General features: G+C 62.7%; 32 protein-coding genes. 30 read left to right on the plus strand and 2 right to left on the minus strand.

Annotated elements, in window-relative coordinates:
- Positions 1-6: 6 nt before the first annotated feature.
- From rpsC to E7813_RS07730, 22 genes are all read left to right on the plus strand, one after another.
- Positions 7-705, plus strand: a complete 699-nt coding sequence (gene rpsC, locus E7813_RS07625) for a 30S ribosomal protein S3 (protein WP_291572445.1) — start codon at positions 7-9, stop codon at positions 703-705.
- 32 nt (positions 706-737) lie between these two features.
- The gene (gene rplP, locus E7813_RS07630) at positions 738-1,151 is read left to right on the plus strand and encodes a 50S ribosomal protein L16 (protein ID WP_291572447.1); all 414 of its coding nucleotides are present in this window, start codon (positions 738-740) and stop codon (positions 1,149-1,151) included.
- 6 nt (positions 1,152-1,157) lie between these two features.
- The gene (rpmC, locus tag E7813_RS07635; RefSeq protein WP_029584556.1) at positions 1,158-1,364 is read left to right on the plus strand and encodes a 50S ribosomal protein L29; all 207 of its coding nucleotides are present in this window, start codon (positions 1,158-1,160) and stop codon (positions 1,362-1,364) included.
- Positions 1,365-1,373: 9 nt separating this feature from the next.
- The gene (rpsQ, locus tag E7813_RS07640; RefSeq protein WP_079571012.1) at positions 1,374-1,622 is read left to right on the plus strand and encodes a 30S ribosomal protein S17; all 249 of its coding nucleotides are present in this window, start codon (positions 1,374-1,376) and stop codon (positions 1,620-1,622) included.
- Between the two features lie 81 nt (positions 1,623-1,703).
- On the plus strand, positions 1,704-2,072 hold the full coding sequence (gene rplN, locus E7813_RS07645; RefSeq protein WP_011441195.1) for a 50S ribosomal protein L14: 369 nt from the start codon (positions 1,704-1,706) through the stop codon (positions 2,070-2,072).
- Positions 2,072-2,386, plus strand: a complete 315-nt coding sequence (rplX, locus tag E7813_RS07650) for a 50S ribosomal protein L24 (RefSeq protein WP_291572452.1) — start codon at positions 2,072-2,074, stop codon at positions 2,384-2,386. Before rplN ends, rplX begins: the two co-directional genes overlap by 1 nt.
- Positions 2,379-2,936, plus strand: a complete 558-nt coding sequence (gene rplE, locus E7813_RS07655) for a 50S ribosomal protein L5 (protein ID WP_291572453.1) — start codon at positions 2,379-2,381, stop codon at positions 2,934-2,936. Before rplX ends, rplE begins: the two co-directional genes overlap by 8 nt.
- Positions 2,937-2,980: 44 nt before the next feature.
- Positions 2,981-3,286 (plus strand): 30S ribosomal protein S14, encoded by a 306-nt coding sequence (gene rpsN / locus E7813_RS07660; protein WP_291572455.1) that lies wholly within the window; start codon positions 2,981-2,983, stop codon positions 3,284-3,286.
- 12 nt (positions 3,287-3,298) lie between these two features.
- Entirely contained in the window at positions 3,299-3,697 is a 399-nt protein-coding gene (rpsH, locus tag E7813_RS07665; RefSeq protein WP_291572457.1) for a 30S ribosomal protein S8, read from the plus strand.
- Between the two features lie 13 nt (positions 3,698-3,710).
- Positions 3,711-4,244 (plus strand): 50S ribosomal protein L6, encoded by a 534-nt coding sequence (gene rplF, locus E7813_RS07670; protein ID WP_291572459.1) that lies wholly within the window; start codon positions 3,711-3,713, stop codon positions 4,242-4,244.
- 11 nt (positions 4,245-4,255) lie between these two features.
- Positions 4,256-4,618: a 50S ribosomal protein L18 gene (gene rplR, locus E7813_RS07675; protein WP_079603846.1), complete on the plus strand. Its 363-nt coding sequence runs from the start codon at positions 4,256-4,258 to the stop codon at positions 4,616-4,618.
- 71 nt (positions 4,619-4,689) lie between these two features.
- Positions 4,690-5,262 carry a 30S ribosomal protein S5 gene (rpsE, locus tag E7813_RS07680; RefSeq protein WP_291572462.1) on the plus strand — a complete coding sequence of 191 codons (573 nt, stop codon included), beginning with the start codon at positions 4,690-4,692 and terminating at the stop codon, positions 5,260-5,262.
- Between the two features lie 34 nt (positions 5,263-5,296).
- On the plus strand, positions 5,297-5,491 hold the full coding sequence (gene rpmD, locus E7813_RS07685) for a 50S ribosomal protein L30 (protein ID WP_291572464.1): 195 nt from the start codon (positions 5,297-5,299) through the stop codon (positions 5,489-5,491).
- Between the two features lie 79 nt (positions 5,492-5,570).
- Positions 5,571-6,068 carry a 50S ribosomal protein L15 gene (gene rplO / locus E7813_RS07690; RefSeq protein WP_291572465.1) on the plus strand — a complete coding sequence of 166 codons (498 nt, stop codon included), beginning with the start codon at positions 5,571-5,573 and terminating at the stop codon, positions 6,066-6,068.
- Between the two features lie 115 nt (positions 6,069-6,183).
- Entirely contained in the window at positions 6,184-7,515 is a 1,332-nt protein-coding gene (gene secY / locus E7813_RS07695; protein ID WP_291572467.1) for a preprotein translocase subunit SecY, read from the plus strand.
- Between the two features lie 103 nt (positions 7,516-7,618).
- Complete coding sequence (locus tag E7813_RS07700) at positions 7,619-8,497, plus strand: adenylate kinase (RefSeq protein ID WP_291572469.1); 879 nt, start codon at positions 7,619-7,621, stop codon at positions 8,495-8,497.
- A gap of 185 nt (positions 8,498-8,682) precedes the next feature.
- Positions 8,683-9,051, plus strand: coding sequence for a 30S ribosomal protein S13 (gene rpsM, locus E7813_RS07705; protein WP_291572472.1), 369 nt, complete (start codon positions 8,683-8,685; stop codon positions 9,049-9,051).
- 122 nt (positions 9,052-9,173) lie between these two features.
- Entirely contained in the window at positions 9,174-9,563 is a 390-nt protein-coding gene (gene rpsK / locus E7813_RS07710) for a 30S ribosomal protein S11 (protein ID WP_072823637.1), read from the plus strand.
- Between the two features lie 117 nt (positions 9,564-9,680).
- Entirely contained in the window at positions 9,681-10,712 is a 1,032-nt protein-coding gene (locus tag E7813_RS07715; protein ID WP_291572476.1) for a DNA-directed RNA polymerase subunit alpha, read from the plus strand.
- Between the two features lie 124 nt (positions 10,713-10,836).
- The gene (rplQ, locus tag E7813_RS07720) at positions 10,837-11,253 is read left to right on the plus strand and encodes a 50S ribosomal protein L17 (protein ID WP_291572478.1); all 417 of its coding nucleotides are present in this window, start codon (positions 10,837-10,839) and stop codon (positions 11,251-11,253) included.
- A 94-nt stretch (positions 11,254-11,347) separates the two neighbouring features.
- Complete coding sequence (locus tag E7813_RS07725) at positions 11,348-12,361, plus strand: acyltransferase (protein WP_291572481.1); 1,014 nt, start codon at positions 11,348-11,350, stop codon at positions 12,359-12,361.
- Between the two features lie 153 nt (positions 12,362-12,514).
- Positions 12,515-13,309 carry an SDR family oxidoreductase gene (locus E7813_RS07730; RefSeq protein ID WP_291572483.1) on the plus strand — a complete coding sequence of 265 codons (795 nt, stop codon included), beginning with the start codon at positions 12,515-12,517 and terminating at the stop codon, positions 13,307-13,309.
- A gap of 31 nt (positions 13,310-13,340) precedes the next feature.
- Here E7813_RS07730 and E7813_RS07735 read toward each other — a convergent pair whose 3' ends face one another.
- Positions 13,341-14,354 (minus strand): zinc-binding alcohol dehydrogenase family protein, encoded by a 1,014-nt coding sequence (locus E7813_RS07735; protein ID WP_291572485.1) that lies wholly within the window; start codon positions 14,352-14,354, stop codon positions 13,341-13,343.
- Between the two features lie 211 nt (positions 14,355-14,565).
- Between E7813_RS07735 and E7813_RS07740 the strand changes: the two genes are divergently transcribed.
- From E7813_RS07740 to E7813_RS07760, 5 genes are all read left to right on the plus strand, one after another.
- Positions 14,566-15,960: a Do family serine endopeptidase gene (locus E7813_RS07740; RefSeq protein WP_291572487.1), complete on the plus strand. Its 1,395-nt coding sequence runs from the start codon at positions 14,566-14,568 to the stop codon at positions 15,958-15,960.
- Positions 15,957-17,291 (plus strand): replication-associated recombination protein A, encoded by a 1,335-nt coding sequence (locus tag E7813_RS07745; protein ID WP_291572489.1) that lies wholly within the window; start codon positions 15,957-15,959, stop codon positions 17,289-17,291. The genes E7813_RS07740 and E7813_RS07745 overlap by 4 nt, the downstream gene beginning before the upstream one ends.
- 68 nt (positions 17,292-17,359) lie before the next feature.
- Positions 17,360-18,529: an RluA family pseudouridine synthase gene (locus E7813_RS07750; RefSeq protein ID WP_291572490.1), complete on the plus strand. Its 1,170-nt coding sequence runs from the start codon at positions 17,360-17,362 to the stop codon at positions 18,527-18,529.
- A gap of 41 nt (positions 18,530-18,570) precedes the next feature.
- Complete coding sequence (locus E7813_RS07755) at positions 18,571-18,873, plus strand: hypothetical protein (RefSeq protein ID WP_291572492.1); 303 nt, start codon at positions 18,571-18,573, stop codon at positions 18,871-18,873.
- A gap of 223 nt (positions 18,874-19,096) precedes the next feature.
- Positions 19,097-19,840 (plus strand): class I SAM-dependent methyltransferase, encoded by a 744-nt coding sequence (locus E7813_RS07760; protein WP_291572495.1) that lies wholly within the window; start codon positions 19,097-19,099, stop codon positions 19,838-19,840.
- 131 nt (positions 19,841-19,971) lie between these two features.
- Here the strand turns inward: E7813_RS07760 and E7813_RS07765 are convergent, their stop codons facing one another.
- Positions 19,972-20,412 (minus strand): hypothetical protein, encoded by a 441-nt coding sequence (locus E7813_RS07765; protein ID WP_291572497.1) that lies wholly within the window; start codon positions 20,410-20,412, stop codon positions 19,972-19,974.
- 82 nt (positions 20,413-20,494) lie between these two features.
- On the opposite strand from E7813_RS07765, the gene E7813_RS07770 reads away from it, so the two are divergent.
- Genes E7813_RS07770 through E7813_RS07780 form a run of 3 tightly spaced genes read left to right on the plus strand, consistent with a single transcriptional unit; the run spans position 20,495 to position 23,239 of the window.
- A complete protein-coding gene (locus E7813_RS07770) occupies positions 20,495-21,280 on the plus strand; it encodes an ATP12 family protein (protein ID WP_291572499.1) in 786 nt (261 codons plus the stop codon).
- A gap of 49 nt (positions 21,281-21,329) precedes the next feature.
- Entirely contained in the window at positions 21,330-22,976 is a 1,647-nt protein-coding gene (locus E7813_RS07775; RefSeq protein WP_291572501.1) for a flagellar hook-length control protein FliK, read from the plus strand.
- Positions 22,973-23,239 (plus strand): EscU/YscU/HrcU family type III secretion system export apparatus switch protein, encoded by a 267-nt coding sequence (locus E7813_RS07780; RefSeq protein WP_291572503.1) that lies wholly within the window; start codon positions 22,973-22,975, stop codon positions 23,237-23,239. Before E7813_RS07775 ends, E7813_RS07780 begins: the two co-directional genes overlap by 4 nt.
- Positions 23,240-23,288 lie beyond the last annotated feature (49 nt).

The following is a 23,288-nucleotide window of genomic DNA, read 5'->3' on the forward strand; positions in this document are numbered from 1 at the left end:
AATACGATGGGTCAGAAAATCAATCCAATCGGACTTCGTCTGGGCATCAACCGGACGTGGGATTCGCGTTGGTTCGCCGGCAAGAACGAATACGGCAAGCTGCTGCACGAGGATGTCAAAATCCGCGAGATGCTGCACAAGGAATTGAAGCAGGCGGCGGTCGCCAGGATCGTGATCGAGCGTCCGCACAAGAAGTGCCGCGTGACGATCCACTCTGCGCGTCCCGGCGTCGTGATCGGCAAGAAGGGCGCCGACATCGACAAGCTGCGCAAGCGCGTCGCCGACATCACCGCTTCCGACGTCGTCATCAACATCGTTGAAATCCGCAAGCCCGAGCTCGACGCCACGCTGGTCGCCGAATCGATCGCGCAGCAGCTCGAGCGCCGCGTCGCGTTCCGCCGCGCCATGAAGCGCGCGGTGCAGTCGGCGATGCGTCTTGGCGCCGAGGGCATTCGCATCAACTGCTCGGGCCGTCTCGGCGGCGCCGAAATCGCGCGCATGGAATGGTATCGCGAAGGGCGCGTGCCGCTGCATACCCTGCGCGCGGATATCGATTACGGCGTGGCCACCGCGTTCACCACGTTCGGCACCTGCGGCGTCAAGGTCTGGATCTTCAAGGGCGAAATCCTCGAGCACGACCCGATGGCGCAGGACAAGAAAATGGCCGAGGGCGACAGTTCACGGCCGCGTCGCGACGCCGCTTGAGCGAAATAGAGAAGGTTTGAAGGCGCAAAGCCATGATGCAACCAAAGAAAACCAAGTTCCGGAAGGCGCATAAGGGCCGTATCCACGGCATTGCGACTTCGGGAGCGACGTTGTCGTTCGGCCAGTTCGGGCTGAAGGCAATGGCGCCGGAGCGGATCACCGCGCGCCAGATCGAAGCCGCGCGCCGCGCGCTGACCCGTCACATGAAGCGTGCCGGGCGGGTCTGGATCCGTATCTTTCCGGATGTGCCGGTATCGAAGAAGCCCGCCGAAGTCCGCATGGGCTCCGGCAAGGGTACGCCTGAACTGTGGGTGGCGCGGGTGAAACCCGGCCGCGTGATTTTCGAAATCGATGGGGTGACCGTGCAGACCGCCAAGGAAGCGCTGTCGCTGGCCGCCGCCAAGTTGCCGATCAAGACGCGCTTCGTCGCGCGTATCGCGGAGTAAGTGGTCATGGCCGAGATGAAAACCGCCGATATCCGCGCCATGAGCCCGGATCAGATGGACGATGCCGTCCTCAATCTGAAGAAGGAGCGCTTCAATCTGCGTTTCCAGCGCGCCACCGGGCAACTTGAAAACACCTCGCGGCTGCGTGAAGCCCGCCGCGATATCGCCCGTATCAAGACCATCGCCGCGCAGCAGCGCGCGAAGAAGAAGTAAGGGGCCGACATGCCAAAACGTACGCTTCAGGGTGTGGTCGTCAGCGACAAGCAGGCCAAGACGGTGGTGGTGCGGGTCGATCGCCGCTTCACCCACCCGATCTACAAGAAGACGATCCGCCGCTCGAAGAACTATCATGCGCACGACGAGAACAACGAGTTCAAGCCGGGCGACCAGGTGTGGATCGAGGAAAGCAAGCCGATCTCGAAGTTGAAGCGCTGGACCGTGGTCCGGGGCGAGCAGAAGAAAACGGCCTGAAGTTCGTTGGGCTTTGCCGAACGAAATTTTGGGAAAATTTAGGCGCAAATTTGCGCATCAGAAAGAGGACGAGGTGCATCAATGATTCAGATGCAGACCAACCTCGACGTGGCCGACAATTCAGGCGCACGCCGTGTCATGTGCATCAAGGTGCTTGGGGGCTCCAAGCGCCGCTATGCCACCGTGGGCGACGTTATTGTCGTGTCGATCAAGGAAGCAATTCCACGCGGCAAGGTGAAGAAGGGCGACGTCATGAAGGCCGTGGTGGTGCGGGTCCGCAAGGACATCCGCCGCCCCGACGGCTCCGTCATCCGCTTCGACCGCAACGCCGCCGTGCTGATCAACAACCAGTCGGAGCCGGTCGGCACCCGCATCTTCGGGCCGGTGCCGCGCGAGCTGCGCGCCAAGAACCACATGAAGATCATTTCGCTTGCGCCGGAGGTGCTGTGATGGCTGCCAAGATCCGCAAGGGCGACAAGGTCATCGTGCTCAACGGCCGCGACAAGGGCCGCACCGGCGAGGTGTTCGAGGTGCGTCCCGCCGACGGCAAGGCGCTGGTGCGCGGGGTCAATCTCGTCAAGCGTCACCAGAAGCAGACCCAGGCGCAGGAGGGCGGCATCATCTCGAAGGAGTCGCCGATCCATTTGTCCAACATTGCGTACGTCGGCAAGGACGGCAAGCCGACCCGCATAGGTTTCAAGATTCAGGCGGATGGCAAAAAGGTACGCGTCGCCAAACGCTCGGGAGCAGAGATCGATGGCTGATACCGCATACGTTCCGCGTTTACGCGAACAGTTCGACAAGGAAATCCGCGGCAAGCTAACCGAGCAATTCGGCTATGCCAACGTCATGCAGGTGCCGCGGCTGGAGAAGGTCGTGCTCAACATGGGCGTCGGCGAGGCCGTCAACGACCGCAAGAAGGCGGAACTGGCCGCCGCCGATCTCGGCTTGATCGCGGGCCAGAAGCCGATCGTGACCTATTCGCGGGTTGCGATCGCGACCTTCAAGCTGCGCGAGAACCAGCCGATCGGCTGCAAGGTCACGCTGCGCAAGACCAAGATGTACGAGTTCATCGACCGGCTGATCAACGTGGCGCTGCCGCGCGTGCGGGATTTCCGCGGCCTCAACCCGAAGAGCTTCGACGGCCGCGGCAACTATTCGCTCGGCATCAAGGAACACATCATTTTCCCCGAGATCGACTTCGACAAGATGGGGGAAACATGGGGCATGGACGTCACGGTTTGCACCACGGCGCAGACCGACGACGAAGCCAGAGCCTTGTTAACCGCATTCAATTTCCCGTTCCGGCAGTGAGACGCCTTTAAAGCCTCTCAAACGCGGAAACCCAGGAGCCAAGCATGGCAAAGAAGAGTTCGATCGAGAAGAACAACCGTCGCAAGCGGATGACCAAGAACGCGGCGCCCAAGCGCGCCAAGCTCAAGGCCATCATCGCCGACAAGAAGAAGCCGATGGAAGAGCGGTTCGCCGCGACGCTGAAGCTCGCCGAGCTGCCGCGCAATTCGTCGGCGACCCGGATTCGCAACCGCTGCGAAATCACCGGCCGTCCGCGCTCGGTCTATCGCAAGAACAAGATGAGCCGCATCGCGATGCGTGAATACGGCTCCAAGGGCCTTATTCCCGGCCTCGTGAAGTCGAGCTGGTAAGGGGGTCGTCAGATGTCAACGCACGATCCGATCAGCGATCTCATCACCCGCATCCGCAACGCGCAGATGCGCGCCAAGCCCAAGGTCTCGACCCCGGGCTCGAAGATGCGCGCCAACGTGCTCGAGGTGCTCAAGACCGAAGGCTACATCCGCGGCTATGCCAGCGTCGAGCATGCCTCGGGGCGCAGCGAGCTTGAGATCGAGTTGAAGTATTTCGACGGCGAGCCGGTTATTCGCGAGATCGAGCGGGTATCGAAGCCGGGGCGGCGGGTTTACGCCTCGGTGAAGAACCTGCCGCGCGTGAACAACGGTCTCGGAATTTCGGTGTTGTCGACCCCGAAGGGAATCATGGCCGACCACGAGGCGCGCGACGCCAATGTGGGCGGCGAAATTCTCTTCACGGTGTTCTGAGGAAGGACCAGTCATGTCACGTATTGGCAAGCGGCCTGTGACGATCCCGTCGGGCGTTACCGCGACCGTCGAGGGACAGACCGTCAAGATGAAGGGTCCGAAGGGCCAGCTTCAGTTTGTCGTGCACGACGATGTCGAAGTGAAGTTCGAGAACGGCGTGGTCAAGGTTGCGCCGCGGGTCGAAACCAACCGCGCCCAGGCTTTGTACGGCACCGCGCGCGCGCAGGTGGCCAACCTGGTCGCCGGCGTCACCAAGGGTTTCGAGAAGAAACTCGAGATCACCGGCGTCGGTTATCGCGCCGCGCTGCAGGGCAAGAACCTGCAGCTCGCACTCGGCTACAGCCACGATGTGGTCTACAAGATTCCGGAAGGCATCGCGATCACGGTGCCGAAGCCGACCGAGATCGTCATCAACGGCAACGATGTCCAGCGCGTCGGCCAGGTCGCCGCCGAGATCCGCAGCTATCGTCCGCCGGAGCCCTACAAGGGCAAGGGCGTAAAGTATGCCGATGAATTTATCTTCCGCAAGGAAGGCAAGAAGAAGTAACGGAGCCGGTCATGTCGAGACTCAAGATTACGAATGCCCGGCGCAAGCAACGCGTGAGGCTGTCGTTGCGCCGCACCGCCAGCGGCCGCCCGCGGTTGTCGGTGTTCCGCTCGTCAAAGCACATCTACGCGCAGGTCATCGACGATCTCAAGGGCGAGACCTTGGCGTCGGCTTCCTCGCTGGAGAAGGCGATGCGCGAGAGCGGCAACACCGGCGCGAATATCGATGCCGCCAAGGCCGTCGGCAAGCTGCTGGCGGAGCGTGCGGTGAAGAACGGCGTCACGGAAGTGGTGTTCGATCGCGGCGGCTATCTCTATCACGGGCGCGTCAAGGCGCTGGCGGATGCGGCGCGCGAAAGCGGGCTCAGCTTCTAGCGAATTTGGAATTGAACGGACACAAGGGTCAGAGGCGCAAGCTTCAAGTCTTTTAAGGATCGGAAAACACCATGGCAGGTGAACGCGAACGCGGTGGCGGCCACAGGGGCGGCCGGGAAGAACGCGACAGCGAGTTCGTCGACAAGCTCGTCCACATCAATCGTGTGGCGAAGGTCGTCAAGGGCGGCAAGCGGTTCGGCTTTGCGGCGCTGGTCGTGATCGGCGACCAGAAGGGCCGGGTCGGGTTCGGCCACGGCAAGGCGCGCGAGGTGCCCGAGGCCATTCGCAAGGCCACCGAGGCGGCCAAGCGCAATCTGACCCGCGTCGCATTGCGCGAAGGCCGCACGCTGCATCACGACATCGCCGGCCGCCATGGCGCGGGCCGGGTTTACCTGCGCTCAGCGCCAGCCGGTACCGGCATCATCGCCGGCGGCCCGATGCGCGCGGTGTTCGAGACCCTCGGCATCCAGGACGTGGTGGCGAAATCGATCGGCTCGTCGAACCCCTACAACATGGTTCGCGCGACGTTCGATGCGTTGAAGCATCAGGATTCGCCGCGTTCGGTGGCGGCGCGCCGCAACATCAAGGTGTCCACCCTCCAGTCGCGCCGCGTCGGCGGCGATGCCGAAGCGGTGGCGGAATAAACACGCGCGTGTCGCGCTTTTCGGAGTTATGACGATGGCCAAGGCCGCAAAGATGATCAAGGTCGAGCAGACCGGCAGCGCGATCCGCCGCCATCACTCGCAGCGCGCGACGCTGATCGGCCTCAAGCTCAACAAGATCGGCCGCGTCACCGAGCTGAAGGACACGCCTGCAATTCGCGGCATGATCGCCAAGGTTCAGCATCTCGTCCGCGTCGTCGGCGAGAAATAAACAGGATGGGAGCATGATCCCGAAAAGCGGGAACCGGTTTTCGGTTTAGATCATGCTCCAAGGATAAAGGAAGCGTACGATGAAGCTCAGCGATATCGCCGACAATGCCGGCTCGCGCAAGAAGCGCATGCGGGTCGGCCGCGGCATCGGTTCCGGCAAGGGCAAGACTGCAGGCCGTGGCGGCAAGGGCCAGACCGCGCGCTCCGGCGTGCGCATCAAGGGCTTCGAAGGTGGCCAGATGCCGCTGCATCGGCGGCTGCCCAAGCGCGGCTTCAACAACATCTTCCGGCTCGAATTCGCCGAGATCAATCTCGACCGCATTCAAGGGGCGATCGACGCCAAAATGCTCGACGCCAAGGGCACCGTCAATGCCGAATCGCTGGTCAAATCCCGCGTTATCAGGCGTTCGAAGGACGGCGTGCGGCTGCTCGGCCGTGGTGAACTCAAGGCCAAGCTGACGATCGAGGTTCACGGTGCGTCGAAATCCGCCATCGCGGCGGTCGAAAAGGCGGGCGGCACGGTAAAAATCCTGGCACCGGCCAGGAAGGAAGAAGACGCCGACAAGAAGGCGTCGTAAAATTCCGTCATGCCCGGCCTTGTGCAGGGCATCCGCGTCTTTACCTCTGTTTTGCCTCTAAAAGACGTGGTTGGCCAGGCGATCCCGGCCATGACGAGTGAAAGGACCGGGACCAATGGTCTCAGCAGCGGAACAACTGGCGGCAAACCTCAATTTCTCGGCGCTCGGAAAAGCCGAAGAACTGAAGAAGCGCATCTGGTTCACACTGGGTGCGTTGCTTGTTTATCGGCTGGGCACCTACATCCCGCTGCCCGGAATCGACCCCAACATCTGGGAACAGGTGTTCCGCACCCAGGCCGGCGGCATTCTCGGCATGTTCAACATGTTCGCCGGCGGCGGCATTCACCGCATGGCGATCTTTGCGCTGAACATCATGCCGTATATTTCGGCATCGATCATCATTCAGCTCCTGACCACGGTGTCGCCGCAGCTCGAAGCGCTGAAAAAGGAAGGCGAGGCCGGCCGCAAGACGCTGAACCAGTACACCCGCTATCTCACCGTCATCCTGGCCGCGTTCCAGTCCTATGGCATTGCGGTCGGGCTTGAAGGCGCCGGCAACGTCGTCAGCGATCCCGGCATGTTCTTCCGGATATCGACCGCGATCACGCTGACCGGCGGCACCATGTTCCTGATGTGGCTCGGCGAGCAAATCACCTCGCGCGGCATCGGCAACGGTATTTCGCTGATCATTCTGTCCGGCATCGTCGCCGAATTGCCTTCCGCGCTCGCCAGCATGCTGGAACTCGGCCGGCAGGGCGCGCTGTCCACCGGCCTGATCCTGATCGTGATCGTGATGGCGGTCGCGGTGATCGCCTTCATCGTGTTCATGGAGCGCGCGCAACGCCGGCTGCTGATCCAGTATCCAAAGCGCCAGGTCGGCAACAAGATGTTCGAGGGCCAGTCCTCGCATCTGCCGCTCAAGCTCAACACCTCGGGCGTGATCCCGCCGATCTTTGCGTCGTCATTGCTGTTGCTGCCGACCACGGTTGCGAATTTCAATGCCGGCAGGGGTCCGGAGTGGTTTCAGTGGATCACCACGCAGCTCGGCCATGGCCGTCCGCTGTTTTTGGTTCTGTATCTGGCGCTGATCGTGTTCTTCGCGTTCTTCTATACCGCAATCGTGTTCAACCCGACCGAGACCGCCGACAATCTCAAGAAACATGGCGGCTTCATTCCGGGCATTCGCCCCGGTGAGCGCACGGCCGAATACATCGACTACGTGCTTTCGCGCATCACGGTGCTGGGCGCGATCTATCTCGCGATCGTGTGCCTGATCCCAGAGATTCTGATTTCCTACGCCTCGGTGCCGTTTTATTTCGGCGGAACGTCGCTGTTGATCGTCGTCAGCGTGACCATGGATACGGTGGCCCAGGTTCAGGGTTACCTGCTGGCCCATCAGTATGAAGGGCTGATCAGGAAGTCGAAGCTGAGGGGGCGTCGCCGCTGACGCCGGATGACGCGTTGCGCTCGGCGCCGATAGCGCTGAGCGGCCGACGGATTTTGAAATGAAGGTGCGCGGTCAAGCGCATCGAGCCGGGGGGCGACGACGGATGAGACTGATTCTTCTCGGGCCGCCCGGGGCGGGCAAGGGTACGCAGGCCCAGCGGCTGGTTCAACGATACGGCATCATTCAGCTTTCGACCGGCGAAATGCTGCGCGCGGCGGTCGCCGCGCAAACCCCTGTCGGCCTCAAGGCCAAGGATATCATGGCCAGCGGCGGGCTGGTGCCGGACGAGATCGTGATCGCGATCATTTCCGATCGCCTCGATCAGCCGGACATGGCGAGGGGCTTTATCCTCGACGGTTTTCCCCGCACGGTGCCGCAGGCAATCGCGCTGGATGACCTCCTGAAGAAGAAGCACATCCGGCTCGATGCGGTGATCGAGCTTCGCGTCAACGAAAGTGCGCTGCTGCAGCGGGTCGAAAGCCGGGTCGCGGAAATGCGCGCGCGGGGCGAGGAGGTACGCATCGACGACACCCCGGAGGTGCTGGCCAAGCGGCTGGCGAGCTACCGTTCCCTGACCGAGCCGCTAATTCACTACTATTCGGAACGGCGCAAGCTGCTGACGGTCGACGGCATGATGACCATCGAGCACGTCACGCGGGAGATTAACCGCATCCTGGCCGCGATCGGGGCTGGTGAAGCCAAGGCGGCCAACAAAACACCCGGCAAAGCGCTCAGAAAGGCAGTTCCGGTCAGGCGACCTGCCAGGGGTTCCAAAACGACCGCCAAAAGCCCCTCCAAAACCGGGGGTAAAGGGACTGGTACCTCCAGGAAAGCCGCGAAGGTGTCCGGGAAAGCCGGCAAAACGACCTTTAGAGGGCCGAAAAGGTCACCCGGCAAGGCCGCTGCGAGCACCAAAGTCAGCGCTGCCGGGAGGGCTCGGAAAGCTGTCAAAAAGGTCACGAAAAAGCGAGCTAAGGCATAGAGACGGTTGACGAAACCAAGTTGAATCCTTTAATAAGCCCCGTATCCAGTCGGATAGTTTTTCAGACGATGCCGGGCCCCGAGACATCCAAGGGGAAGGGCGTCGTGTTCGCGTTTGTGAACACCCGCCCGAGATAGTCAAAACACAGCCGGCCCGCGAAGGGATCGGCGACAGGAGAGAAGTCCGTGGCCCGTATTGCCGGCGTGAATATCCCGACCAACAAGCGCGTCCTGATCGCGCTTCAGTACATCCATGGCATCGGCCAGAAGAACGCGGCCGAGATCATGGAGAAGGTCAAGATTCCTGAAGACCGTCGCGTCAATCAGTTGAGCGATCAGGAAGTGCTGCAAATCCGCGAGGTGATCGACCGCGACTATATGGTCGAAGGCGACCTGCGTCGCGAGACCGGCATGAACATCAAGCGCCTGATGGACCTCGGCTGCTATCGCGGCCTGCGCCATCGCCGCGGATTGCCGGTGCGCGGTCAGCGCACCCATACCAACGCGCGCACGCGCAAGGGGCCGGCCAAGTCGATCGCCGGCAAGAAGAAGTAAGTTTGCGAAGGGCGAACGGGAGGCGGCGAATGGTTCTGTTCGCTCCTTGCTGTCAGCCACTCGCGTTTCAGGTGTAGCCGCTGGCATTACGGCGGCGTTGAGATCGCAAGAAAGGTTTTGGAATGGGCAAGGATGCCACCCGCGTACGCCGCCGTGAACGCAAGAACATCGCCTCCGGCGTGGCGCATGTGAATTCGTCGTTCAACAATACGACCATCACCATCACCGACGCGCAGGGCAACACCATTGCCTGGTCGTCGGCGGGCACGATGGGCTTCAAGGGTTCGCGCAAATCGACCCCCTACGCCGCGCAGGTTGCCGCCGAAGACGTCTCCAAGAAGGCGCAGGAACACGGCATGCGCACGCTGGAAGTCGAAGTTGCAGGTCCCGGCTCGGGCCGCGAATCCGCGCTTCGTGCGCTGCAGGCCGCGGGCTTCACCGTCACATCGATCCGCGACGTGACCACGATCCCGCATAATGGCTGCCGTCCGCGCAAGCGCCGGCGGGTTTGAGTTTCGATATGCGGGCGGCTCTGCCACCTCGCGATGAGTTTTGAAAGAAGTTTGCAAGGCCGCGGACTGATCCGCGATCTCCAACGCCAGTGATTAGAATCGCAAATCGACTGGCCAATGGGTGAAACAGTGACGATCCAGAAAAATTGGCAAGAACTTATTCGGCCGAACAAGCTCCAGATCACGCCGGGCACCGATTCGAACCGGTTCGCGACCCTGGTCGCAGAACCGCTCGAGCGTGGCTTTGGCCAGACGCTGGGCAACGCGCTGCGCCGCATCCTGTTGTCGTCGCTGCAAGGCGCGGCGGTGCAGTCGGTGCACATCGACGGCGTGCTGCACGAATTCTCCTCGATCGCGGGCGTTCGCGAGGACGTCACCGACATCGTGCTGAACATCAAGGATATCTCGATCAAGATGCAGGGCGAGGGCCCCAAGCGCATGGTCGTGAAGAAGCAGGGGCCAGGCGTCGTCACCGCCGGCGACATCCAGACCGTCGGCGATGTCGTGGTGCTCAATCCGGAGCTGCAGATCTGCACCCTCGACGAGGGCGCGGAAATCCGCATGGAATTCACCGTCGCCGCCGGCAAGGGCTACGTCGCCGCCGAGCGCAACCGCCCCGAGGACGCGCCGATCGGCCTGATCCCAGTCGACAGCCTGTTCTCCCCGGTGCGCAAGGTGTCCTACAAGGTCGAGAACACCCGCGAGGGCCAGATCCTCGATTACGACAAGCTGACCATGACCATCGAGACCAACGGCGCGATCAGCCCGGACGATGCGGTGGCCTATGCCGCGCGCATCCTGCAGGACCAGCTCAACGTGTTCGTCAACTTCGAAGAGCCCCGCAAGGAAGTCGCGCAGGAGATCATCCCCGATCTCGCCTTCAACCCGGCGTTCCTCAAGAAGGTCGACGAACTGGAATTGTCGGTGCGTTCGGCCAACTGTCTCAAGAACGACAACATCGTCTACATCGGCGATCTCGTGCAGAAGTCGGAAGCGGAAATGCTCCGCACCCCGAACTTCGGCCGCAAGTCGCTGAACGAGATCAAGGAAGTGCTGGCCCAGATGGGGCTGCATCTCGGCATGGAAGTGCCGGGCTGGCCGCCGGAAAATATCGACGAGTTGGCCAAGCGCTTTGAAGACCACTATTGATTGACAGTTGTGATGGCCGGGCGTCTTCGCTCCGGCCATTGCATTTTGGGCGAACGCAGGCGGCCCACCTGAGCAACGTGTCCGACGAGCCGTCGCGACAAAACAAGGTTCGAAGGAATATATCATGCGTCACGGCAAGGTTCATCGGAAGCTCAACCGCACCGCCGAACATCGGCGCGCGATGTTCGCCAATATGTGCGCGGCGCTGATCAAGCACGAGCAGATCGTCACCACGCTGCCGAAGGCCAAGGAATTGCGCCCGATCGTGGAGAAACTTGTCACGCTGGGCAAGAAGGGCGGTCTTGCCATGCGCCGGCAGGCGATCAGCGAAATGCGCGATCTCGATCAAACCAGGAAACTGTTCGACGTGCTCGCCGCCCGCTACAAGGATCGCCAGGGCGGCTATACCCGCATCATCAAGGCCGGCTTCCGCTACGGCGACAACGCGCCGATGGCGGTGATCGAATTCGTCGACCGCGATGTCGATGCCAAGGGCCTCGATTCCGGCCCGATGCAGGAAAAGCCCGCGGAAGCCGCGTGACGTTCTTTTAAGGCAACCTAACTCGAAGCGGCGCTTTTGCGCCGCTTCTTTTATTGGGCGTGGCATGGGCGAGCGGTCCGCAACGTTCGATCTAATGCGGCTTGCCGCTTCGTTGCTGGTGCTGTGGTCGCATCAGTTCGTACTCACCGGCCTAGTCCAGCCGGAAATACCCTGGATCGGTTCCTACGGCACCTTTGCCGTCCTCGTGTTCTTTGCGATCAGCGGATATCTCAACGCCCAAAGCCTTTTCCGGTCCAGATCCGTCTGCACGTTTTTGATCAGCCGGGTGTTCCGGATCTTTCCGGCGCTGATCGTTTGCGTGGTCTTCTGCATTGCGATGGGCGCGTGCGTGACGACGCAGCAAATTCATCATTACTTCGCGCCCGAGAATACGCGGCTGCTTGAAACCGGCACCCCGCTGTCCTTTTTCATTCGCAATTCCACATTGCTGTGGAACGTGGAATATAAGCTGCCGGGGGTCTTCAAGACCAATAGCTATCCGGACGCCGTGAATGGCTCGCTCTGGACGCTACCCCACGAAGTAAAACTATACCTGCTGTTGGCGGCGGCAGGATTTTGCTGCCACTTCAAGCCTTGGCTCGGGGGCGGGGTCGCCGTGGCGGCGATTGCCGGACTGGCATTGTTTGGCATGTTGCATCCGCTGGGACCGCTCTTGCGGGATCAGTGGCTTGCGACCTTCGCCGTGATTTTCGGCGTCGGCGCTGGCCTGGCGTGGATCGAGGCATGCTGCGGCCTCAAAGTGGCTGTCGTGGTATTTTCCATCCTGTTTGCGGCGTTCGGCCTGTTCGGCAATCCGACGACTGCCGCTTTCGTGGCGATCGCGGTTGGCTGCGTGCTTTTGAATCAGGTTCGGACGCCTGCGTGGTTGGCGCCAAGACTGGATATCTCTTATGGCATCTACCTCTACGCGTTTCCGATCCAGCAATTGACGTCAAACGCGTCGGGCGGCTTCTGGGTCAGGTTCGGTCTCGCCGTCACGCTAACGGTATTCCTGGCGATATTCTCGGCCAAATTCGTCGAGCGGCCGTTGCTGGCTTGGCGGAAAACGTTCCAGAGCGAGCGTGCGCCGTCCATCGTTGGACCTTAATGGGCCGGCGGCCGAATCGGATTGTTGCGCCGTTATTTTTCCGCGAATTCAAAGCACCGCCCTCCAGGCGTGTTTTTTTAAGGGCACCCGTCCGGCGATTGCGCCCGCGCCAACTGCTCCCGATATCTTCGTCATCGATGAAGGAGATGACCCATGAAAATCGACCTCGCGGGAAAGACGGCGCTGATCACCGGCTCCAGCTCTGGAATCGGTCACGCGATCGCCAAGGGCCTGTCTGGCGCCGGGGCTGGCGTGGTGGTCAATGGACGGTCGCAGGACAGGGTCGATGCCGCGGTCGCGGCGATCGCCAAGAGCGTGCCCGGAACGGCGGTCCGGGGTATCGCCGCCGATGTCTCGACGGCGGAGGGGTGCCAAACGCTGCTGGCAGCGCTGCCGGAGGTGGATATCCTCATCAACAATGCCGGGATATTCGAGCCCAGGGGGTTCTTCGAGATTCCCGATGACGACTGGAGCCGTTTCTTTGAGGTCAACGTGATGTCGGGCGAGCGGCTGTCGCGCGGCTACCTGCCGGGCATGCTGAAGCGCAACTGGGGCCGTATCGTCTTCATCTCCTCCGAATCCGCGCTGAATATTCCGAAGGAAATGATCCACTATGGAATGACGAAAACTGCGCAGCTCGCCGTTGCTCGCGGGCTGGCCGAGATGACCCGTGGCAGCGCGGTGACCGTCAATTCGGTGCTGCCGGGCCCGACCATGTCGGAGGGCGTTGAAGCCTTTGTAAAGGATCTCGCTAGGCAAAGCGGTCAGTCGGTGGAGGAGGCGGCGTCCCGCTTCGTCAGGCAATTTCGTCCGACCTCGCTGCTGCAGCGCTTTGCCAGCGTCGAGGAGATCGCGAACATGGTGGTCTATGTCTCCTCGAAGGAGGCGTCGGCGACCAATGGCGCCGCACTGCGCGCCGAGGGCGGTATCGTCCAGACCATTGCGTGAGGTACCGGAGGAGGTGTCGTCGGCCTGGCCGCTACCACCCCTCCAGCACGATCTTGCCGCGCGACTTGCCGGATTCCAGCAGCGCATGCGCCCGTTTCAGGTTGGCGGCATTGATCTTTCCAAAGGTCTGATCGAGCGTGGTGCGAAGCACGCCCTTGTCGATGAGGTCGGCGACATCGTTCAGAAGGTTGTGCTGGGCGATCATGTCGGGCGTCTGGAACAAACTGCGGGTGAACATCGATTCCCAGTGCAGCGAGCAGGCCTTGCCCTTGAGCAGGGAGACGTTCAGCGTCGCCGGATCGTCGATCAGGCCGAACTTGCCTTGCGGCGCGATGATGTCGGCGAGGGCAGGGTAGTGCTGCTCGGTGCCGGTCAGGCTTGCGATCAACGCCACCGGCGGGACTTTCAGCTTTTCGATCTGCTCCTTCATCGGTTTGGCGTGATCGATCACGGCATGCGCGCCGAGATCGAGGCACCATTTGACGGTTTCCGGCCGCGACGCCGTTGCCACGATGGTGAGGCCGGTGAGGCGGCGCGCGAGCTGAATCAGGATCGAGCCGACGCCGCCGGCGCCGCCGACGATCAGCAGCGTGCGCGGGTCCACACTCTTGCCGGGCACGGCGCCGAGGCGATCGAACAGCAATTCCCACGCCGTGATCGAGGTCAGCGGCAGGGCGGCTGCTTGCGCGAATGAAAGGGTTTTCGGCTTGCGCCCGACGATGCGCTCATCCACCAGGTGGAATTCCGAGTTGGTGCCCTGGCGCTGGATCGAGCCGGCATAGAACACCTCGTCGCCGGGCTTGAACAATGTGACGTCGGGGCCGACGGCATCCACCGTGCCCGCGGCATCGTATCCAAGGATCTTGGTTTCGCCTTCCGGCGGAGCGGCGCGCTTGCGCACCTTGTAATCCACCGGATTTGCGGAAATCGCCTTCACGGCGACCCGGATATCGCGGCCGCGTGGTTCCGGTTTCGCGGTCTCAAAATCAACCAGCGCATCCGCAGCATCGATCGGAAGCGACTTCTTGTATCCGACGGCCTTCATGTGGCGTTTCTCCCTGTGTCCGGCGGACGACGGCCGCCCTGTTGCCACAAGGTGCGGTTTCCCCGGGAAATTGCAAGGTTTGGAGGCGGACAAGAGCCGGGCCGCTCGCCCGCGAATCGGGCCTAAACAGCGGTATCGGTGGCTGCCGATCACTTCTATTCGCGCGCCGGCACGTCTATATTCGCAACGTCAATCCCACGGGAATCTTTTCATGACCGTTGTCCGCTTTCTCACGGCGTTGCTGGTTTCACTGGCGGCGACTGCTCCTGCGATGTCCCAGGACCGGCGGGTGCCGGCTTCTCCGGCCGACCTCCGGCTGTCCTACGCGCCGATCGTGCAGCACGTGCAGCCGGCGGTGGTCAACGTCTATGCCGCCAAGATGGTGCAAACCCGCAATCCGCTGCTCGACGATCCGATCTTCCGCCGTTTCTTCGGCGGTGGCGGCCAGCCTCCGGAACAGATGCAGCGCTCGCTGGGGTCGGGCGTGATGGTGGATCCATCCGGCCTGGTCGTGACCAACGTTCACGTCATCGAAGGCGCCGATCAGGTCAAGGTCTCGCTCGCCGACAAGCGCGAATTCGAGGCCGAGATCGTTCTCAAGGACAGCCGCAGCGATCTGGCCGTGCTGCGGCTGAAAGACAGCCACGAGAAATTCCCGACGCTCGATTTTGCCAATTCCGACGAGCTTCAGGTCGGCGACGTGGTGCTGGCGATCGGCAATCCGTTCGGGGTCGGTCAAACCGTCACGCACGGCATTATTTCGGCGCTGGCCCGCACCCAGGTCGGCATCACCGACTACCAGTTCTTTATTCAGACCGACGCCGCGATCAATCCCGGCAATTCCGGCGGCGCGCTGGTCGACATCACCGGCAAGCTGGCCGGCATCAATACCGCCATCTTCTCGCGCTCCGGGGGTTCGCAGGGCATCGGCTTTGCAATCCCGTCCAACATGGTGCGCGTCGTCGTCGCTTCCGCCAAGAGTGGCGGCAAGTCGGTCAAGCGGCCCTGGCTTGGCGCGCGATTGCAGGCGGTGACGCCCGAGATCGCCGAGACGCTCGGACTTCGGCTGCCGACCGGCGCGCTGGTCGCCAGTGTCACGCCGAACAGTCCGGCGGCGCGGGCAGGACTGAAGCTGTCCGACCTGATCGTCGACATCGACGGCCAGGCGGTCGACGATCCCAATGCGTTCGACTACCGCTTCGCCACCCGTCCGCTCGGCGGCACGTCGCAGATCGACGTACAACGCGCCGGCAGGACCGTGAAGCTGGCCGTGCCGCTGGAGCCCGCGCCCGATACCGACCGCGGCGAAGTCGCTTTGACCACGCGTACGCCGTTCCAGGGTGCGACGGTCTCGAACATCTCCCCCGCGGTGGCCGACGAGTTGCATCTGGATTCGAGCACCGAAGGCGTCGTGGTGACGGATCTGGCGGATGACGCAGCAGCCGCCAACGTCGGATTCCAGAAGGGCGATATCATCCTCGCGGTCAACAACCAGAAAATCACGAAAACCAGCGATCTCGTCAAGGCGACACGCGAGTCGGTCCGGGTCTGGCACATCGTCGTGGTGCGCGGCGGCCAGCAGATCAACGTTACGCTCGGCGGATGAGCCCGAAGCGACCACGCGAAACGGCAACCCTGTTCGCGGCCGCAGGCATGGAGCGGGACGCGCCGCATCCGCTGCCGGACAGGCTGCGCCCGCGCACGCTGTCCGACGTCGTTGGGCAGGATCACATCCTCGGGCCCGACGGCGCGCTGACGCGCATGCTCGCGACCCGCACGCTGGGGTCGCTGATCTTCTGGGGACCGCCGGGCACCGGCAAGACCACGGTGGCGCGGTTGCTCGCGGATGCCACCGAGCTGCATTTCGAGCAGCTCTCGGCGGTGTTTTCCGGCGTCGCCGACCTGAAGAAGGCGTTCGACGCCGCGCGTGCCCGGCGCGAGACGGGCAAGGGCACGTTGCTGTTTGTCGACGAGGTGCACCGCTTCAATCGCGCGCAGCAGGATTCGTTTCTGCCGGTGATGGAAGACGGCACCGTGGTGCTGGTCGGGGCCACCACCGAAAATCCTTCGTTCGAGCTCAACGCCGCGTTGTTGTCGCGCGCCCGCGTGCTGGTGTTCCATTCACTCGATGCCTCGGCGATCGAAAAGCTGTTCGCGCATGCGGAAACCATCGAGGGGCGAAAGCTGCCGCTCGACGATCAAGCCCGCGCCGTGCTGGTGCGGATGGCCGACGGCGACGGCCGCGCCGCGCTGACGCTCGCCGAAGAGGTCTGGCGCGCCGCGCGCGAAGGCGAGACCTTCAACGCCACGCAATTGCAGGACATCCTGCAGCGCCGGGCGCCGATCTATGACAAGTCGGCCGACGGCCACTACAATCTGATCTCGGCGCTGCATAAATCGGTGCGCGGCTCCGACCCAGATGCGGCCCTGTATTATCTGGCGCGCATGATGGATGCCGGCGAGGATCCGCTGTTCCTGGCGCGGCGCGTGGTCCGCATGGCGGTCGAGGACATTGGTCTGGCCGATCCGCAGGCGCTGGTGATCTGCAATGCCGCCAAGGACGCCTATAATTTCCTCGGTCATCCCGAGGGCGAACTCGCGATCGCGCAGGCCGTGATCTATCTCGCCACCGCACCGAAATCGAACGCCGCCTACAAGGCGTTCGGTGCTGCGATGCGCGCGGCCAAAGAGGGCGGCTCGCTGTTGCCGCCGAAGCATATATTGAACTCGCCGACCAAATTGATGAAGTCGGAAGGTTATGGCGGCGGCTACCAATACGACCACGACACGCCGGAAGCGTTTTCGGGGCAGGACTATTTTCCGGAAGCGCTGGGACGCCAGACCTTCTACGATCCGCCCGACCGCGGCTTTGAGCGCGAAATCCGCAAGCGGCTGGATTACTGGGCGAAGCTGCGGAAGGAGCGCGGGCCGAAATAGACCCGGTTTTTCCGTGACGGTTCGCTGCTTTTGCGCTACCCAACGGCTTCATTCGGAGCCGTAACCTCATGAGCCGTCGTGTCAAAAGACCCCTGGCGAAACGCTCTTCGGGCGATCGCCCGAGGGGCGCGCATCCCTATCGGGGATCGCAGGCCGAGCGGCAACCGGCGCGGTTTTCATCGCCGCGCGCGGCAAAGCCTTTCATTCCCGAGCCCGAGAAAATCGCCGCAGAGCCGCCGCCGCTGCCGACAAAAGTGCAGACCGTGGTCGTGACTGCGGACGAGAATAACATGCGTGTCGACCGCTTTCTCGAGGCCCGTTTCCCCGGTCTGTCGTTTTCCCACATCCAGCGCATCGTCCGCAAAGGCGAGTTGCGCGTCAACGGCAAGCGCGCCGACAGCAAGGACCGGCTGGAGGAGGGGCAAAGCATCCGCATTCCCCCGCTCAAGCTCGATACGCCCAAGGCCACGACGCATCTGTCGGAAGCCGCGGCGAAAACGCTGCAAGCCCTCAAGGACATGATCCTGTACGAGGATGCCGACGTCATGGTGCTGAACAAGCCCGCGGGCCTGGCGGTGCAGGGCGGTTCCGGCACCACGAAGCACATCGACCAGATGCTGGAAGTGATGCGCGACGCCAAGGGACAGAAGCCGCGGCTGGTGCACCGGCTCGACAAGGAGACCGCGGGTTGCCTTCTGGTCGCCAAAACGCGGTTTGCCGCCAGCGCGCTGACCGGATCGTTCCGCCATCGTTCCGCGCGCAAGATCTATTGGGCGCTGGTGGCGGGCGTCCCCAAGCCGAAGCAGGGCCGCATCTCGACCTATCTGGCCAAGGAAGAGAACGAGGACGACAGCATCATGCGCATCGCCGCGCACGGCGACGAGGGCGCCAGCCATGCCGTGACCTATTATGCCGTGGTGGAAACCTCCGCGCAGAAACTCGCCTGGGTATCGCTGAAACCGGTCACCGGGCGAACCCACCAGTTGCGGGCGCATATGGCCCATATCGATCACGCGATCGTGGGCGACCCCAAATATTTCAACAAGGAAAACTGGGAACTTCCGGGCGGCCTGCAGAAACGGCTGCATCTGCTGGCGCGCCGGATCGTGATTCCGCATCCGCGCGGCGGATTCATCGATGCCACCGCGCCGTTGCCGCCGCATATGCTGCAATCATGGAACCTGCTCGGCCTTGAAGCCGACCGGTTCGATCCGATCGAGAACGCGCCTGAAGAATAATTGATCTTGCGGTTTGGCGTGGCGATCACGACATCTTCCTGATGAAACGGTTGTCGATCCTTGTCTGCGTGGTCGCAGCGGCGCTTGCCGCCGGCAATGCCGCGTCGGCGCAGATCATTCCGCCCGGTGGATCGCTGCTTAGTCCGCCGCCGCCTCCACCGCTGCCAGAGCCGAAGATCGAGGCGCCCGTAGTGCCGAAGATGGACGCGCCGGCGCGCCAGAGCACGGCGTCGCCGCCGCGCCCTTCCTTCAGCGACCGCATCACCAAATGCCTCGATCAGGGTGCTGCGGGCGGGCTCAACCCGAACGATCGCGCGACCTATTCGCGCTCGTGCGCCAACTAGGGCGCGGACCTAGCACGCAACCAAATGCGGATTTCGGACAACCGGAACTTCCGGGATTGCCCGGCAACCGGACATGCTGCGGACAGGTTAAAATCGAGGCTAATGATCCAGAGCGGACTCCGGCCGGAAGGCGGTCCGTTGATCGGCTCCAGGAATATCTGACGTTCGGCTGACTTATGTCTGCCAAGACGCTATCCAGCCCCTCAAGCTCGCGACATAAGCCATGACCTCTTCGATTTCTGCCGGCTATTCAAGCAAAGTGAGCGAGTACGTCGCGGGGCGGCCCGAATATCCCGAAGCCTTGCTCTGCGACCTTCCGCCCGCCAACACCATCATCGACCTCGGCGCGGGCACGGGAAAGTTCACAGAGCTTTTGGCGTTTACCGGGAAGCGCATCTTGGCCGTGGAACCGATCGAGAAGATGGCTGCACGCATTCCGGTCGATCGCCTCAAGGCCGTCGAGGTACTGATCGGCAATGCCGAGCTAATCCCTGTGCCCGACCAGGTAGCGGATCTCGTCTGCTGCGCAACCGCCTTCCATTGGTTCGACTATGAGAAGGCGACGCGAGAGATTCTCCGCGTTCTCCAAGTGGATGGTGTGCTCGCCCTGATCTGGAATGTGCGCGACGATCGTGTGCCTTGGGTGGCCGAGTTTTCCAGGATCATGGACAGCTATGCCGGCGGCACGCCGCGGCAGTCGACCGGGAATTGGCGTGTCATCTTTGACGATGCCCGGTTCAGGCATCTATCAAGCAGAAGCTACTCCTTCAGCCAGCCTATGCCGGCGACCGGAATTGTGGACCGCGCCCTGTCGACCAGCTTCATCACGGTGCTGCCGGAGGGCGAGCAGAACATTCTGCGTACCAAGATCGAGAGCCTGATCGAGAGGGACTCCCTGCTGAGCGACCGTGACGTGATCGAATTCCCTTATGTGACGGAACTGTATTTGTTCGGAAAGCAGCAATGAGTTTTTGCCGTCTGCGCTACCAGGCCCGCCGATTTTGCCAGTGCGGCATCCGGCGAAATTCGAAGTCGTTATCAATCTCACAAACGGCCGAGGTACTCAGCCTGGATGTATCATCGGCGTAGACCAGGTCGCTATTGCGCGAGGAACATCCGCAACGAATCGTGCGGGCTCTCGACATCCGAAATGACCCAGCCGTCCGGCCCGTCCACCACAATAAAATTCAGCGTGATGGCGCGGCCATTATTGTCGAAGGCAACCGCGACGTAAGTCTTGTCGAATTGCCTGTGCAGGATCGATATCGAAACCGCGCCGATCTTCCAGGTCGGGCTCTGGACCAGAAAATCATAGGGCGGGTTTTTCTGGGAAACCCACACGCCCTGCAAACTTCGATCAAAAAATTGTCGCGCGGTTACGGAATCGTGCGGCAGCCCGCTTGAGAGATCGGACGATCGGTCACCGTAATAGGCGTAGACATTCCGGACCAGCGATTCCGGCGAACGGAATCCGGCCTCAACCGTCGAAGCGCCAAAGCCGGCCAGCGCGGCCAGTATCGCCGCAAGAACCCTCGTCATCGCCGGCCTGCTTTATTTGCACGCATCGTTGTCGTACTCTGTCGCGCAAACTTACCACCGATGAGCGGAAGTCGAAAACCGAATGCGTGAATTGTTCGACGAAGTAGCCGGAAACTCTCCACTCGATCCGCAGGAAGCGGTCAGGCGCACCACGCGCGGGCCAAGCCGCAAGCGTTTCTACGCCCGTGCCGGCCTCGTCGAATCGCCTGACGGGTTTGCCATCACCCTCGATGACAAGCCAATCCGCACCCCCTCCGGCCGTGCGCTGGCGGCGCCGACCCGGGAAATCGCCGATGCCATCGTCGCCGAATGGGATGCGCAGCAAGAGATCATCGACCCCCTGACGATGCCGCTGACCCGGTTCGCCAACACCGTCGCCGATGCCGTGGTCGATCGCGTCGGGGCGCTCGCCGACGATATCGCCAAATATTTCGAGACCGATCTGTTGTTCTATCGCGCCGGCCATCCGCAGGCGCTGGTCGCCCGCGAAGCAGCGCTTTGGGATCCGCCGTTGTTCTGGGCAGCGGACGTGCTGGGCGCCCGTTTCATTCTCGCCGAAGGGATCGTCCATGTCCGCCAGTCCGACCAGGCCATCCAGGCTGCGCGCGCGGCGCTGCCGACCAATCCGTGGTCGATCGCCGCCTTGCATGTGGTGACGACGTTGACGGGCTCGGCGCTGCTCGGCCTCGCGCTGATGCGCGGCGTGCTCGATTCCGATCAGGTCTGGGCTGCCGCCCATGTCGATGAGGACTGGAACATCGAACAATGGGGCGTGGATGAGGAGGTTGCTGCGCGCCGCGCGGCGCGGTTGGTCGACTTCCGGGCCGCCGCGCGCATTCTCAAGGCCGTGAATTCCATGGAGGGTTAACGAGAGGTTTACGACGCTGGGCTAGGTTGCGGACCCCAGCGAGCGAAAAATGTCGATCTCCGTCACCCCGAGCATTCCCGTAGCTGCCGCCCAGGGCGCAGCGCCCGCGCTCGTGCTGCAGCCGGGGATGGTTGTCGACGCCCAGGTGCTCGCCATTCTGTCGGCCGATCTGGTGCGGATCGCCATCAACAGTCTTTCGATCGACGTTCTCTCGGAAGTACCGCTTCAGGCCGGGCAAAGTTTGCGGCTTGCGGTCTCCCAGACCCAGGACGGTGTCAGGCTGGCGGTGGTCGGGCAGGCTGCCGACGCTCCGGCCAGCCTTTTTCCGGACAGCGTAACGCTCGCTCCCGGTGCGACCATTGCCTCCGACGCACTGGCCGATACTCCGGCGCATGCTTCCATTGTTGCCACAGCATCGCCGGGCAATGCGTTGACACCGCTTGAGAAACTTGCGGTCGCGACCGCGACCCAGACCGCGGCGACCCAGCAAGCAAGCCTGGCGCCATTGTTTGCGAATCTCGGCGTGGTCGCCGCATCCGGCAGTCTTCCGCCGGCGCTGCAGCAGGCGGTCGCACAGGTGCTGGCGCGGCAGACCAATCTCGATCAAAACCTGAGCGGCGACGACGTCAAGAATGCGTTTCAATCATCCGGGCTTTTCCTTGAGGCTGCGCTGGCGTCCGGGTCGATTTTATCCACGACCGGCATGCCCGATCTCAAGGCCGCGCTGATCGTGCTTCGTCAAACGCTCGTGGCATCGCTGGGTGCGACCGAAGCTGCCGGGAGCCCGGTTGCGACGGCGACGGTCGCGCAGCAGCCGGTTTCGGCACCGGCACCGGCACCGACGCCGGCGCCATCCTCATTTCCCGAAATCGATGTCCGGGAAATTTTTCTGCCGCAGGCGCGGTTGCCGGCCGCAGACGCCGCCGTTGAACTGGATAGCACCGGCCGGATCGTGCTGACCGCGACGCCGCCGCAAGCCGGGCCGGGCGCGGCGACGATTGGCGCAGCGCTCAATCTGCTGCAGGAAGCGTTGCAGGAAATGCCGCGGGACCTCGGCAGCGCGCCATTGGCTCCGGGAGCGCCGCAAACTCCGGGCAGCGACGACGTCACCGTCCATACCAACACGCCGCCACCGCCATTTCGCGGTGCATTGCCCTCGGCGCAGCCGATCGCCTCGCCATCGATTGCATCCAGTGCGCCGCTGGCCGCAAGCGCGCATCAATTGCTGGACGATACCGACGCCGCGATCGCGCGCCAAACCCTGTTGCAGGTGGCCTCGTTGCCCGATCGCATCGACACCACCGGTCCTCAGGCCGGCCCGGCGGCGCCGCGCTGGAGTTTCGAAATTCCGTTTGCGACGCCGCAAGGAACCGCGGTGACGCAATTCGAAATCTCGCGCGACGGCGGCGGCGGCGGGGCCGAGACGGCCAAGCGGGTTTGGCGGGCGCGGTTTTCGCTCGACATCGAGCCTGCCGGGCCGGTCCACGCGCTGGTGTCGCTCAGTGGCGATAAAACCTCGGTGCGGATGTGGGCGGAACGGCCTGCGACCGCGGCGCGATTGCGCGCCGGCAGCGCGCAACTAAGCCAGGCCCTTAGCAACGCCGAGTTGAAGCCCGGCGATATCGTGATCCGCGATGGCGCGCCGCCACAAGCGGCACCCGCACCGGCCGGGCATTTTCTGGATCGTGCGTTATGAGCGTTGAGACAAAGAACCGGCTTGCGGTAGCGCTGCACTATGAAAAGGGGGGCGCGCCGCGCGTCGTCGCCAAGGGAAAAGGCAGCCTCGGCGCGAGGATCATCGAGGTCGCCAGGGCCCACGACATTCCGATCGAAGAGAACGAAGTGCTGGCGGGCGCGCTGTCCAACGTCGAACTCGGCGATGAAATCCCGGCGGAGCTTTACAAGGCGGTCGCCGAAGTGCTGATTTTCGTGCTGCGGCTGTCGGGACGAATTCGCTAGCCCTCGTCCTGCTCGTCATTGTTTCACCACGATGTCATCAGCATCGTTG

Source organism: Bradyrhizobium sp., from assembly GCF_004799405.1.
Lineage (GTDB): Bacteria > Pseudomonadota > Alphaproteobacteria > Rhizobiales > Xanthobacteraceae > Bradyrhizobium.